The sequence below is a fragment of the Halobacterium sp. KA-4 genome (genome assembly GCF_021028995.1).
Classification (GTDB): Archaea; Halobacteriota; Halobacteria; order Halobacteriales; family Halobacteriaceae; genus Halobacterium.
Genome location: NZ_JAJJZG010000022.1, coordinates 1 through 15,145 on the forward strand (window position 1 = coordinate 1; position 15,145 = coordinate 15,145).

The 15,145-nt window shown below is 53.1% G+C and carries 7 protein-coding genes and 1 pseudogene; 3 read left to right on the forward strand and 5 right to left on the reverse strand.

Going from position 1 to position 15,145, the window contains the following annotated elements:
- Positions 1-201, forward strand: a 201-nt coding sequence (locus tag LPA44_RS15750; RefSeq protein ID WP_230890455.1) for a transposase, incomplete at its 5' end; no start/stop codon positions are given.
- Between the two features lie 8 nt (positions 202-209).
- Here LPA44_RS15750 and LPA44_RS15755 read toward each other — a convergent pair.
- On the reverse strand, positions 210-575 hold the full coding sequence (locus LPA44_RS15755) for a PD-(D/E)XK nuclease family protein (RefSeq protein ID WP_230890456.1): 366 nt from the start codon (positions 573-575) through the stop codon (positions 210-212).
- Positions 576-852: 277 nt separating this feature from the next.
- Between LPA44_RS15755 and LPA44_RS15760 the strand changes: the two genes are divergently transcribed.
- Entirely contained in the window at positions 853-9,414 is an 8,562-nt protein-coding gene (locus tag LPA44_RS15760; protein WP_230890457.1) for a DUF5797 family protein, read from the forward strand.
- A gap of 106 nt (positions 9,415-9,520) precedes the next feature.
- On the opposite strand, the gene LPA44_RS15765 is transcribed toward LPA44_RS15760, so the two are convergent.
- On the reverse strand, positions 9,521-10,351 hold the full coding sequence (locus tag LPA44_RS15765; RefSeq protein ID WP_230890458.1) for an IS5 family transposase: 831 nt from the start codon (positions 10,349-10,351) through the stop codon (positions 9,521-9,523).
- Positions 10,352-10,915: 564 nt separating this feature from the next.
- A pseudogene (locus tag LPA44_RS15770) lies at positions 10,916-11,551 on the reverse strand (IS6 family transposase).
- A gap of 414 nt (positions 11,552-11,965) precedes the next feature.
- Here LPA44_RS15770 and LPA44_RS15775 point away from each other — a divergent pair.
- Entirely contained in the window at positions 11,966-12,850 is an 885-nt protein-coding gene (locus LPA44_RS15775) for an IS1595 family transposase (protein WP_230890459.1), read from the forward strand.
- Between the two features lie 39 nt (positions 12,851-12,889).
- On the opposite strand, the gene LPA44_RS15780 is transcribed toward LPA44_RS15775, so the two are convergent.
- Positions 12,890-13,816, reverse strand: a complete 927-nt coding sequence (locus LPA44_RS15780; RefSeq protein ID WP_230890460.1) for a restriction endonuclease — start codon at positions 13,814-13,816, stop codon at positions 12,890-12,892.
- Positions 13,817-13,907: 91 nt separating this feature from the next.
- Positions 13,908-14,894, reverse strand: coding sequence for a hypothetical protein (locus tag LPA44_RS15785; protein ID WP_230890461.1), 987 nt, complete (start codon positions 14,892-14,894; stop codon positions 13,908-13,910).
- Positions 14,895-15,145: the final 251 nt, after the last annotated feature.

The window sequence follows — 15,145 nt, forward strand, 5'->3', positions numbered from 1 at the left end:
TTGGATGAGACGTACAACCGCCGTACTGGAGTCGAACGAACCAACGAATCAGTGAAGGACTGCGGCCTCGGGCGAACGCACGCCCGAGGCCGCGTCCACGCACGGGCGCAGGTGTTTGTTGCCCTGTGCCTTCGCCTCGTCGTCGCTATCACCAACTACGAACGTGGAGACAATCCGGGAAGTACGATCATCACGGTGTGAGAAGAGTTCTATGACACCCTCCACCGTGGGTGGTCGCCCAACGCACTCCCCCCGCAGATCACCAAGTCAATCCGTCCCTCCAAACCATCGTCTGCTATCCACACCTCGTCAGCAATCTCAACATGCTGCCTTGCCAGATTGAACTCAGGGAACCCAATACGCTCCAAAAACGAGTCGAGAAGCGTAGATCCAAACCCGTGCGGCTGCCGCGGATCCAAAAAATACTGCAGCGTATACTGGTATTTTTCCTCCCGAGGTCCTGGAAGAATCGAATATATTCCCTTCGGCCGCTGCACCCGCCGATCCAACCCCATATACTCCTGCACAAATGCCTCTAACTCAGCCGGGTTAAACCCAAAGACATCATCCCCCATACATCACCTCATCCACGTTCCCACCTTCAAACTAACTCCCAACCACGAGACGCTTCGACACTCTATTCTACGCAACACATAACTTCACACTCGAAGCGCTCACCGGAGCCACTCAGATACTATATTCGCGCTATACTGTACCCATCTCGATGGTATTCACCTCTTTACTGCAAGCAGTCCGCACCAGAGAACAGTTAGGATAGTCATACTGGTGTCAGCGAAATCTACATAGGGCGTCACGAGTTACCATATCGGAAGGACCCCTTCGCGCTTCATTATGGGACGGAATATTGACGACCTCGCGGACGACCGAGCACTAGGAATTCAATCAGCTGGTGAGAACTACCACGACGAATTCCTCGTTAAACGCCCCAAAACAGAGTGGTCGCCCTATATCGATGAAACAGCGAAGGATCTTTCGTCCGGCATCCAAATCAGCGATCTTTCACTCTCGAAAGATAACTTTGGCCGGGAGTTAGGGGCCTATTACCGGCGAGGATTAAAGAAATCCGCTGGACGCTATGCCGATTTACCTGCGGTGCTAGAAGAAAGAGTCAGCGATAAGAAACTCGGCCTTCTAGCATACCAACTTAATGAACTCAGTTATGATATTTCGACGACTGATATCGGTATCGACGACGTCGAGAAGGCGACCGAGGCCGTAATCGAGAAACTCCTCACTCGGCACGTCGGTGAGAACTTGAGTGTCTCGTTCGACCTTTCTGGTGTAACAGTCTCTGACATTACGACACAACTGTTCAACAACGATACTATCGCCTCCAACATCGATCTGCTATTGACTGAAATCGAAAACAGCGCATCACAAGGTCTGCTTTCGCTTTTGGACGAGCCCCAGATGATGACACCACTGTGGGAGCACCAACGTGATGCGCTGCAAAAGTGGTGGGACCAGGACAGGCGTGGCTACGTAGATATGGCAACTGCCACCGGGAAAACCGTTCTCGGTCTTGGCGCAATCGCGCTCCAGTACGGCGAGTTACATCCAGATGATCAGTCTATTGGTGGGGGAGGCGGACACGCAGATTCGAACAGCAGCGACGACGTACTCATCGTCGCACATAGCGATCTGATCCTTGAACAGTGGCGTCGGGAATTCGAAAAACACCTCAATATCCCCCAAGAGCGAACGTCGGGGAGTAACGATATTACGCTTGAATGGGGTACGATCCATTTCCGAACTCCCCAGTCCCTCGTCAACGAAGACCAAGTAGCATACGACCTAGCACTCCTTGACGAGGCGCACCATTACGCGACTGGAAGCGAGTGGGGATCGCTCCTTGACGAGTTAGATGGCGACGTATTGGCGATGTCCGGTTCTGTTGACGACGCAGGCAGCGACAGCGAACGCATCAAGGAACGACTCTCAAACAGTATCGGCCCGGAGGTCAAACGATTCACTATCACAGATGCGAGAGCGAAAGGTGTTATCCCCTCTTTCGACTGGGAAGTCCATTATGCTCCATACGATGTCGTCGGTGATGACCTCAAGAAAACCGCAGAACGAGCGGAACGATCGTTCCGTGGCTTCCGGAAGCGCCTACGACAAGACGATCTATCTCTCGATACTGATCGCCGACTCCGAACATATGAGGACGTCCGTCGGTTCTCCCACACGAAAGAGGGCAATTCGCTAAAACAACAGGACGAGGCGTTTCGAGACCTAGTCACTCGGCTATTTTCACGGCGGACAAAACAGTGGAATCTTTCGCCGATGTTAGATGCCGTGCTCGATCTCGTCATCGAAAATCACACGACGGAGAAGGTTGTTGTGCTTGCAGACAGCAACGCACAAGTTGAGGAGTTGGAATCCCGGATCACCGACATCGTTGCAAATCCATCTTCGGTGTATCTCGTGTCCGGCTCACAGAGCAGGGAGGAACAGCGTGAAACGATTGAGGAATTCGATGAGCCGGAAAGTTCGGGAGTCCTTATTGGTACTGGTGACCTGCTGGGTGAAGGGGTCGATATGGAGCACGCATCAGTGGCAATCAATATGGCCACTGGTGGGGTAAATCAGGAACTCGTTCAACGGATTGGGCGTGTGCTTCGAAATCCTGACGATACGCCTAAGCACGCGATGTTCTACAACGTCGTCGGCGTCTCTCCGACCGAAGACGCAGCTATTCCGCGGGAAGACGGTAAGCAGCTTCTAGAGCAAGCAGCAGGCTTCTGTTCGCTTGGACGCCGTTTCGATAAGCTACCCGGATTTGCAAAGTCAGAGACGCTTGATGGAAGCGTTGTCGAGACGCTCTTGCATGAGGGGACACAGTTTGTCACCGCGCTTGACGCTGACGGTGAGTACGACTGGGACAAAGAGATCATCAATCAAGCCGACCTAACGGCACTCCACGACGCTGTTCAAGCCAACGATGGAGATGTCGAGACGATTCTAGGCGAATGGGAGGAATACACCTGGGAACATAGCGAAGAGAGCACAGAGGCCCACAACGAGGAAGACACAGACGTTCCGTCTGAGACTACTGGCGACCAATCAGAAACCGAGCAAGGCGAAACGGGATCGATATCGAGTGATGCGGAGTCGCTGTCAACGACTAAGCGCGGTCGTATCGAAGACCTTGTCCGACTCCAACCAACGAAGAACGCGGCACTACAGACCCAGTGGGGGTTATCATCCGGGAGCGACGTTCACGAGTACCTCCAGTCTGACCTCGCAGACTATCACTTCCGTGATAGCGACAGCCTCATCTGGGCCAGTGACGAAGCCGAAAGCCTCGTGAATGGTGACTCATCCACTGGAGAGGAAACAACACCATCGAAATCGGGTGCCGGCACCGGCCCGGAATCCACTCCGGAACGTCTGACGGACAACAATTTGCTCGATGAGATTCGCCGTCTGAAGACAGATCTCGGCGAGGTACCCACAAAGATCGAGATGACGAATCAAGGAGAGTACGACGTTAGCCAGTTTGAGAGTGCCTTTGGTTCGTGGTCTACTGCAGTTCGAGAAGCAGGGTTTGAGCCCCATGGGTCACAGAAGGGCAAGTACACTCGAGAAGATGTACTCTCAGGCCTGCATGAGGTCGCCACGACGCTTGGGAAATCACCATCAGTAAACGACGTCAATAAGCACGCCCCATTCAGTGCAACCGTTGTCTACAACTACTTCGACTCAATTGGCGATGCGCGGCGAGCTGCGGGCGTTAACCAACTAGACAACAGTGAAGAAACGACAGACAGAGATGAGAACGCGGCGGACATAGAATCGAACCCACTTGCCGAATACTACGAGGTCTTCCGAACCTTCGCGTCGCTTCTCGAACGGCTTGTTGAGTCCGAGCAGACGGCGTACCGCGTCGACGGCGACGACCCGATGAACCGCTGGCGAGCCGAAGTTAATAACGTCATATTTGGCGATGGATTGATGGAGGACAGTCCGAGTTATGCCCAACAACAAGGCTCCCGAAATCCCCATAAGATGGCGGAATACCGCCAAGCGTTTGGTGACGGAGAGAGTGTCACTGAGTATCAATCCACAGAAACCAAGCGCTTGAACGACGAGGATGCCGCGGCGCTAATCGAACCTGACGTCATCGATCCTGACCAACAAATCTACCTCCCCGTCGCACCACACTCTGGAGTACCCCTCCCAATCACAGTCTCGTCTGACGACGAATTGGACGAGGCGATCGCGCTTCTTCAGGAATTCCCCTCGGAACCCGAACCCGCGAGTCGTGAGCAGTCCGAATCACAACCAACAGAAACCGATCAAGACGACCCGCAGTCCGACACAACTACGTCTGCCGACAAGGATGAGACTGCACCAGGGCAAGACGATAATAACCAAGAGTTAGACTCCGATACCGAGAAGGACAGCGAGACGCAGGAACAGACGATATTCTGGAAGCAGGACGTTGAGCCAATTACCGAGTACGAGGCGGAAGAAGCGGTTAATGAAGAGTCCTCCGCGAATGGCGACTCATTAGATACAAAGATCGACGAGTGGAAATCGCAGTTGCTCGACCTCACCCGGCGGAACAAACTCGTCTCGTTCAAACCAACGAAGACGAAGAGCCTCCCGTTCGAGGACTCGAACCCGACGACTATCGCGGGAGAGATTGACGGTGACGGTGAGCTCTTTATTCGGAAACGAGCGAACGAGGACGAAGAAGACGAGCAGTCTGTCATCGAAGCGAATGAAGTACTGCCGACTCGGTCACCGGATGAAGCGGCTAACTCGCTGTCTCAGATCGAGCTCAAGAACAAGCAGTACCTTCGGGAACGCGGGGTTGATTCGCTGTACCTATCACTCGGGATGCTGCGTTGGTATAGTGTAGACTACAGTGACGAGGCGAATCGCTCGCCACTGTTCCTCGCCCCGGTCGAATTAGAAGAGAAGACGATTCAGGATGAGGAGAAACACGACTATGTTCTCAAACCAAAAGCGGATGGAATCCGGCTAAACCCGGCTCTTCGCAAGAAACTCGCGGCCGAGCGGGGAATTAGCCTGCCTGCAGATGACGCTCTCTCACTTGCAGGAATCGACGCAGCATTCGAAGCAGTATACGAGACGCTGCGTGGCTTCGACCAGTGGACGATTCAACCGGACGTGGTGCTGGGAATCTTCGACTTCACCAAGTTCAGTCTCTACTCTGACCTAGAGCGCAACAGGGACGAAATCAAGAGCAATCCGATTATTCGGGCGCTCAACGGCGAGATGGAGCCGATTCAAAACGCCGAAGGTGACATCACAACACCGAGTGCCTCAGAGCTTGACGATGTCGTCGATCCTATCGACACGTACCAAGTCCTTGACGCGGATTCCAGTCAGCAAGAGGCAATCGAAGCGGCGAAACGAGACAAAAGCTTCGTCCTCCAGGGACCACCCGGGACGGGGAAGAGTCAGACAATTGCGAATATCATCGCGGAGAAACTAGCTGCCGGTGAGCGCGTCTTGTTCGTGAGCGAAAAGCAGGCAGCACTCGACGTGGTCAAAAGCCGACTCAATGATGTTGGACTCGGACGATTCTGTCTCGAAGTCCACGGTGAGAAAGCGGCCAATACGGAAGTTCTCGGAAGCCTCGAAACCGAACTGCAGGCCTCGAAAATCAAGTCTTCGGACGAACGTGCCAAACGGCTTGGAAAACTCCGAGAGCGGCGAGACACGATCAATCAGTACGGACAACAACTGTTCTACTCCCCTGACGGGTGGGATCTGACCGCGTACCAGGCGTTCGGCATCGTAAGTGAACGCGCAGACGCTCCCCGGATCGACATCGGCATCACACAACCACTGAGCGTCGAACAGGAGACACTCGAAAGTGCTGTCGATGAGTTAGTGACGCTGGCACGCTTCGACGACGAAATCGATACGTATGAAACGAGCCCGTGGCGACACACCACGCTCCGACAGTGGGGCGTGGATACCGGCAACTCGATGCGTCAGTCACTAGATCGGCAAGTCGAAGCCATCGAGACGCTACAAGACGTTGCAGACGAACTTAAGACAGAACTAGGGGTTCGTCCGGAATCAGTTGCTGACCTCCGTGAGATGAAGCAACTGTTAGACTACGTCTCGAATCGACCAGATATCGCCTGGCAGGAAGCCTTCTTCGATGGATCGTTCTCCCAAGCGGGTGGACGGTTTGAGGACCTCGCAGACCTCGAACAAGAGCGGAAATCACTCATCAACGACCTCTCAGACCACTATCAGCGGAGCTTCTTCTCTGCAAACGGCGCTGACCTCAATAATGACCTCGCAGCATACGGGATGCTGAAGGTGGTCAAACCGAGTTATCGCTCTCTCAAACGAAAGGTTACGACCCACACTCAGGAAGCCTACGACCCGAGCCACGACCAACTCCTCGAAGATACACGCAAGCTCGCCGAGGTACAGCGTATTGAAGACCGAAGGGAGGATTTCCGGGGGATTATACAGCGCCTTGGGCCGCTGTACGAAGGCGGCGATACAGATTGGGAGACGCTAGCCCAAGCCCAGCGTTGGGTTGCCGGACTTGATAAGTACGAATCCACGTTCACGGACCCGATCATCGAGTCCCTTGTTGATAACACACTTCCGAGCGTGGGTCAATTACTGGAACGGGCGGACGCAGCGCTCGCGGACTACGACGATGCTGCCACGTTCTTCGAGAACTCGATGAACGTACAGAAGATGCGGGTCAACAGCAACTCATTCCGGAAGGCATCGTTCCCTGACCTGTCGGAGACGCTTCGAACACTTCGCGGTGACGTCCCTGCCTTGCAGCGCCGTGTCCAGTTCGCCTCACAACTGGAAACCGTCCGTGAAACGATTTGTGAAGAGTACGTCGAACGGTTCCTCCAAGGGGACTACAGCAGCGACCACCTCGTCCCAGCCTTCAAAAAGCGATTCTACACGAAATTGCTCAACAGCGTGTACGAGCAAACGGGCCTCGGGTCATTCAACACTGACAAGATGGAACGGTACGTCGAAGAATTCCGTCGCTTGGACGAGGAACAACAGGAACTCGCAAAGATCGAAGTCCAACACGAGGTGACGAAACGCCGCCCGTCGTTGAATCTGGAGCACGCATCCAGCTCCGAGCAGGTACTCGTGCGCCGAGAAGCGGAAAAACAACGCAAGCACAAGCCGCTTCGTGAACTATTCGACGAAGCAGGTTCGTTTATCACGCAACTAACGCCGTGCTTTATGATGAGTCCACTATCGGTCGCCCAGTACCTCAAAGCGGACTCGATCCAATTCGACACTGTCGTGTTCGACGAGGCATCACAGATCATGCCACAAGACGCCGTGAGCAGCCTTATCCGTGCCGATCAAGCGATCATCGCGGGCGACACAAAACAACTCCCGCCAACATCGTTCTTCCACTCCGATGTCGAAACGACGGAAGACGTGCGAGAAGATCTCGACAGTATTCTTGAGGAGACAGCCTCAGTCCTCCCCGAGAAGAATCTCCGATGGCACTACCGGAGCCGCACAGAGGAACTCATTCAATTCTCGAACTACCACTACTACAACAATAGCCTGCGGACGTTCCCTGAGAACGACCCTGATATCGAAACCGGCGTTTCCTTCGAGTACGTCGAAGATGGCGTCTACGACCGGGGTGGGTCAAGACAAAACAAAGTCGAAGCCCAGCGCATTATTGACTTAATCGAAGAGCACGCAGAGGAACGTAGCAACAAGAGCCTCGGCGTCGTCGCGTTCAGTAGCGCCCAAGAACAGGCGATTCGAGATGCACTTGCCGAGCGGCGCGAGGAAAGTCCCGTACTCAATGCGTTCGTCAGCCAAGACGACGTGCTTGACGAGTTCTTCATCAAGAACCTCGAAATGGTGCAAGGCGACGAACGTGACCGGATGATATTCAGCGTCGGCTACGGTCCAGCCCAAGACGGCACGATATCCACAAACTTCGGCCCACTCAACAAGAGCGGCGGGGAACGACGACTCAACGTCGCAGTGACGCGAGCAAAAGAACAGGTCACAGTCGTGTGCTCGATGCTCCCCGGCGACATCGATCTCTCCGGATCGAACAGCACCGGTGCCAAGCACTTCAAGAACTATCTCGAATACGCGCGGAACGGCGAACAAGCGCTCGTCCGAAACGACCACGTAACTGAGACGCTTGATTTCGACTCGCAGTTTGAAGAAGCAGTATACGACGCCCTCGAAGCAGAAGGATACGACATCGTCCCCCAAGTCCAGAGCTCCAGCTACAGCATCGACTTGGCAATCAAGCACCCGGAGCAGCCCGGCAAATTCATACTCGGTATCGAGTGCGATGGTGCCGCATACCACTCCTCAAAGACAGCCCGAGATCGGGACCGCACCCGGCAGATGGTACTTGAAAACTTGGGCTGGACGATTCACCGGATATGGTCCCCAGACTGGGCGTCCAATAAAGAGCACCAACTTGAGAAAGTTGAAGAAAAGGTTCAATCTCTACTGCAAGGTAAACCAACCACGTCTGATGCGCAGGAAATCCCCTCATATGAACCAGAAGCAATTGATTTTGATTCGAAGACAGATCATGAGGCGATCACGGAGTATCAGACCCCTGAGCTAATCCCGTCTGATCGATATTCTCCGGATAAGCAAGGGCATAGTTCGGCAATTCAAAATTCCTTGAAGGACATCGTCACCCGATACGGACCACTTGATCGTGAGACGGCGTTTCAAACTGCTCTAGATGTCTGGTCCGAATCGAGACTCGGTAAAAACGTACAGAAGACCTTCGAGAGCGAGCTGAGGAGTCTGAAGGCCTCCGATGAGATCTTTGAGAAAGACGAGTATCTCTGGCCCAACTCTGAGGACTTGGATTTCACTGTGAAAGTCAATACTGATACAGCAAATCGATCTATTGACGAAATTCCGATTGAAGAAGTTGCGAAAGCAGTGTCACTGCTGCTAGAAGAAGGAGGTCAAATGACCCGTGATGACCTTGGACTGGAAACAGCCAAACTGTTCGGATATCACCGACGAGGGAACCGAATCAAGGAACGCCTCAAAACTACGATAAACTCCCTCAAAGAAATCGACGCCATCGAGGAGAACGAAGATCGGATTGCTGCCCGGCCAGAGGTAGATGTCGATAACCGATTGCTGCAAACCATATACGATACTACCTTCACCCAAGCAGAGGAAAAATCGTCTCAAGACCCTGATCAGCATACAACGAGCCTTAGTACGAATTCGGATAACTCGTTAAATGCTAAGCAAGGGAAGATCTCTGCTTCTGAACTCGGAGGACGATGCCCAAGCTGCGGCCATCAATCGTTTAGACTTGAACACGAAGGAGAAACGGTCACTTGTCTCAAGTGCGGCAAAAACCATTTGAAAGGCTCACTTGACCCCCTCTGATCCATCAAAGAGGACTTCTCAGCCACAAATAACGCTGGATAACGAGAAACACCTCGTCATGTTTTGAGTGGTACGGCTCTATTGAATCCGCAGAGGGCGGCGGGATTCACTGTTTCACAGCCTGTTCGACGTTGTAGACTGCGGCGGCAAGTGTAATCTCACGGAACTGGCGATACCATGCTCGCGCTCGGACGGCGGAGCCGTACGAGCGCTTGATTACCGAGTTGACAGTCTCACACACCGATCGCTGGTTGTAGAGTGCATCGTCGATCCGCGCGTTGTGCGCGTGGTCGTACGGCGCGAAGACGCGGTGCTTGATCAGCGGTCGAACGCCTTCTGCGCGAAGTTGTTCGCGGAAACTCATATCGTCGTAGCCCTTGTCGGCGGCGAGGCTCCGCAGGTCGCCTGCGTTCCGCAGGGCGACCTGCGGGCCGACATTCGTCCCGTTTGGCCACTTCGCACTACAATGAACGTCGATAACCGCGCCCTGCGCGGTATCGACGAGAAACGTAGCTTGAACGGTCTGTACCTCACGGTCAGACCGCTTGAGGTAGTGCTTGGACGCCTGTCGGCGGTCGAAGTAGGTGGCGTCGATGGCGGCGTGGCCGGATTGATCGAGCAGCTCCGACGAGAGTCGGAGCAGCGCTCGCCAGATGCGCATCGACGCCCGGTCAAACGACTTGCAGAGCGCGGATGGGCCGGGGAACTCGCCGCGCTCGAGGGCGAGCGCGGCTCGTACCCGTTCCATCTCCTCGGCCCAGTCGAGGATTTCTTGAAGCGTAGCCTCCATGTGAAGGCGGAGAAAGTGCAGGACGGCGTGCTTCCAGCCGGCAACGCCGTTGCCGGCTGGATGGCTGATCTGGAACAGCGCCGCATCAGTAAGTTTTCGTGCTATCGAGACAGCTTGTTTAACGAAGCGGAAGAGTACCTTTTGCACAACTGTACTCTCCCGCTTCACTTCCAACGCTCTGACGACTCATCCCTACGCTGTCCGTGGATTCAATAGAGCCGAGTGGTACAAAATACAGTCTATCCTACCCACTCAAGCGCCACGTTGTGCTGTGCCACATACAAAATGTCGTATAGGAACAATATTCTCACAGCTCCGAATATCGGAGAACAGGCGAAATAGACCCTCGTTCTACAAATTTCGCCGGACCTTGTTCACACGAACATCGTCGTCTCGTGTGTACATCCCGGAAATCGAAAGTCAAGACGTGAAACCGGGTGGGAAGAAGGAGGAAGGAAGTCCAAAGTTAAGTCAATACAACGGAATTATAGAGAGACCACTGATGGTCTAGGTAGTGAATGTCATCCGGTTCGAAGAGAATGGTTACTACCATCTCCCGAAGAGTGGATTCTACTGTGAATGTGGCACGGATCTAAACCCACATCACGTCGCTCGCGTTGATGAGTGGACAGCAGAATCTAATGGATATACTCCTTGTCCAGACTGCTTCAGCAATTGATGGTGGATCTGGCCAAACCGCTGTCATCGTGTTTAGTTTAGCGAGTTCCACCAGACGGCGAAGGCTTGGAGCCACGATTCCGCTGTTGTTGGCTCGACGTGGCTGAAACTATTACTAAACGAGGAAGTTCGTCGTTTTATCTCTCAAAAGACACGTTCGACAGCATTCCGATTCCCATGGCGAACGGTTTGGAATCGAAGCCCGGCTCGCTGGAGTGCTGTTTTGAGGTGCTGGGCGTGATCAACCAGAAATACCGCGTCTTCAACGTCGTGTTTCTCGCGTAACTCCTGCAGGAATCGTTCAGTCAACGCCGTTGTTGTCGTCGGAAACAGCCGTATGTGCAGGAATTTGTTCGAGTTGGGATTGACGGCAGCGTACAGCCAGTACTGCTGGTCGTCGATGCGGATCACCGTTTCGTCAACCACGATCTGACCCGGACTGGCGTCGCTAGCGGGCTGTAGACCAGCTTTCTGTACCCAATCATGGATGGCTTTCCGCGAGCGTTAGACACCGAACTTCTCAAGTTCTTTGACGGTATTCGAAAGTGAGAGTCCAGCCAAATGAAGTCGAATACCGAGGCTCATCAGCTCGCTCGGTGTCCGCTCTCGCTCCACAAAATCTAACTCAAGCCAGTCGCTACAGCCACTGAGGCGAGTGATTTCTGCCATGAACCAGCTGAAAATCACTTCCCCCTCACTTTTCAGCCTTAACTAAACACGACCACCGCTGTGGGCTCAAACTCTTAATTTCTATCGCTAAGTCTCCAGAGAAAGTACGCGAGAATCATGAATATTCCTGCAGTAGTCTCGAATCCTGAGGACACGGTAGATGCTTTCTGAGTCATAACTCCGGCAGCGATTGTGAATCCTAAGCCAGTACTTAGCAATAAGCTGTAGTCTAAACTACTGCCCGAATTAAGAACTATGGGAGTTTAATAAAATGAACAATAGCTAATGAACTCGTCCTCTATTGAGACGTTCAATAAAGCCATTCGCTCTTGCGTAGGAGATTGTGGATACTGCTGAGCGGTCGCTGTGGAGTCGAAGAGGACAAGGGCACCGCGTCAACGGTGCCCGACACGAATGATTCCGCTTGATGTGTTTGGGTCGGAATCGCTCGCAGCGGACCTGCTGGAACAGGTTCGCTGGCGTGACGGTGTTACCTGTCCTCGCTGCCGTTCTGACCGGACGGTCAGAAACGGCAGCTATCGAGAGTTTCAACGGTATCTCTGTAAGAATTGCGACCGCACGTTCAACGACAAGACTGGCACAATCTTCGCTCACTCGAAAATTGCGCTCCGGCGGTGGCTGTTCTCGATTTACGCGTTCCTCCGGTTTAACACGAGTCTCCGCCAACTACAGTGCGAAATCGAGGTGACACACAAGACGATGCACCGGCGCATCGAGCGCTTCGCCAGAGCGCTCGATGCGCCTTCCCTCGATCTCGTCGGCCCGGTCGAAATCGACGAAGTGTACGTCTCTGCTGGAAAGAAAGGCCGCGAGCGCGACCAGGAGTCGCGCTCGCGTGGTCTATCCACACGAGGACGTGGTTCGTACGATGGCGACAAACCACCCGTGTTCATTCTCGTTGATCGAGGAACTGGACAGCGGTACGTGATTCCAGCGAAAGCCGCCGACGAATCGACGATTCGACTCCTGCTTGCTGACCGCAAAGAGGAGTCGCTCACGGTCTATACCGACGGCTTTCGAGCGTACGAACCGCTCGAAGCGGACGACGCATTCGACCGCGAATACGTCGTCCACGGCGATGGTGAATACGCCGATGAGGAAGTTCACGTGAACACCGGCGAGAGCCACGCGTCGCTGACGCGCCGGTGGCTCTCGCCGCATCGAGGCATCTCAAAAGATAAGCTGACACAGTATCTCAGAGCGTTCCAGCTCCGCCGAGAGTTATACAGAAAACCGGGACGAGACGCACTCAAACACGCTGTCCGAGCGACGCTCTGAAATCAACAATATGCTACGCAAGAGCGAAGCCATTTTATCTCAGAGAGACTCGATCATCTTGACAAGCTCACGCCCGTTGATTAACCTGAGATTATCTATCTGAGCGGCTCGATCCTTTGCGTCTTTTGTATATCCGGCTGTTGTTACAATCACTACCTCAGAAGGTGTGAATTGTTTGTCTACCAATAAACCAGCCGAACGCTGAACGGTTCCTATTCCAACGTTATTGTTGGTGTACTTTTTCGCTTGGATAAGAACCCGTTCCCGATTCTTTTCGGCAATAATGTCAATACCGCTGTCTCCACTACCTTTCGTTAGTTTGCAAGAATACCCGTTGGCCTGCCATACGTGGGCAACATATTCTTCAAAACTTTCAGCAGACAACTCTTTCAATTGGTGGAGGTCTACCTTTATACCTAGTTTGTCTTCCACGGGTTGAAATCCTTCTACAGTGAGGGACGTGCACTCGTGCAAATACTGGTACGCTAACGTCCGTTCGTTGGTGAAATCTATATCCAGTTCGTATCTTAGGCCATCTGCCTTAATCACCATCTCCGTAGTAATTGCTTCAATATCGTCGTATTCAAACTCAGATACTATGCTTCTATCTTGCTTTCCGACAAGTAATAATATCTTTTCGTCGGTGATAAATAGAATATTTGAATAAGGTTCCTTAGCGCTCAGATAGCCGACCTGACCTTCACTTATTAGCCCTCGTTGAATCTTGTCAAGCTGAACGCGTGCATTTGCCTGAATTTCGTCATCTTCGGTCGCTTCAACCCGCAAAGCTCTCTGGTTGCTGGCGGCAACGAAATGGGGTTGCTCACCATTATCTAAATAGTCCACTGGACGTTCTTGCGGAAGCCACTCTTTGACACCAGGTGGCACGTATCCGTTTTGATCACCCCTAAGTGCGCTCTCCCATAATTCCCCCTTTGCGTTTTCAATCATCGATTCTATAGACATAATTTCTAGTTACTACTCAAACAAGTAAATCCTCTGGTGGGAGAGTCGATATCGCCTGTTAAATAGATTTTCTGTACTGATCGAGTTCCAGTTACAGTTCGCCGTCTGATTTGGTGTCGAAAGATGACGCTGACTCGAAGCTAGTGAGGTCGTCTATCCGCTGTTCTAATTCTTGGATTTCTTCCTGTAGGTCTTCGGTGTCCTCGTCAGTGGCAGCTAATCGATCTTTGAGTCCTTGGAGACGCGTCTCTTTGCTTTCCTCATCGACTTCAGCTTTCCGAACATATTCACTCTCCTCGATTTCATAGACGTCTGATTCTGAGAGTTCCGTCACCTCAAGCGCATCATCTACCTTGCTGGGATCTACGCTTGTCACACGTTCACGGTCAATCCCTGCGTCTTCCAGTACGTCCAGTACGTCCGCATCTTCTTTGAGTGACCGATTTCGGCGTGAGGTTCGCTGGACAGACCCGTACTGCCCGGAGACAGGTTGATCGTGATGGAGCTGGTCGAGTAACACACTCCGCACACCCTGACGGAGATCATTCGCGTTTCGCTGTACGTCGGAGAGTAGTGTATAGAGGTTCACCAACGCAGGAGTGTCTACTGATTCAAGATTAGTTGGGTCGTTGCGTTCGAGCGCATCGATAAGCAAGAGTGCGTCGGAGTAGACGGAAATATCGGGCTCCTCGCGGTCGTCTCCATCTCTCTCCACCTCGTGAGCATCGACTAACGGGGAACTCGTCGGGGATTCACTTTCCGAGAGCATTCCCTCACGGTCGTCAATCTCAAACCGCGGGTGCAAGCTCAGGACAGTGGCGTAGGGTTCGGCATCAGGGGGAAGATTGTCGAGTTCAAAGCCACTCGAACCTTCGGTGACGTGCTCGTATAGAGTCTCGAACTGCTCGCGGTGGAGTGGAACGGTACCATCATCTTCTCGATACTCAATGAGAATACGGTGTTCTTGCACGTCTGTGAGTCGGAACGGTTTGCGAGAGAGCGGCGTGAGAAGAGTCGCGTCCGGTGGCAGTTCCTCGGCGTTTTCAAGCAGGTTGTGCCAACTCACGCTGAATGTCATATCGTGGTATACCCCACCAATAATCAAAAGCTCACGGATGAATTTGTCAGAGATGGCGCAGACATCTCTCCTGATCGGTAGATAGGCCGTCTGTGCTGAGCGCTCCCTGTCTGGTGTGGAAAGCCTTCTATGACACCCTCCACGACTGGCAGATCCGTGTCACTGAGAGTCCCACGAACGGAGCCAGATTCGAAATTCTTGGCGTAGAAACAGTTACTGAATAGAACATCTGTATTTAGTGAAACGACGCA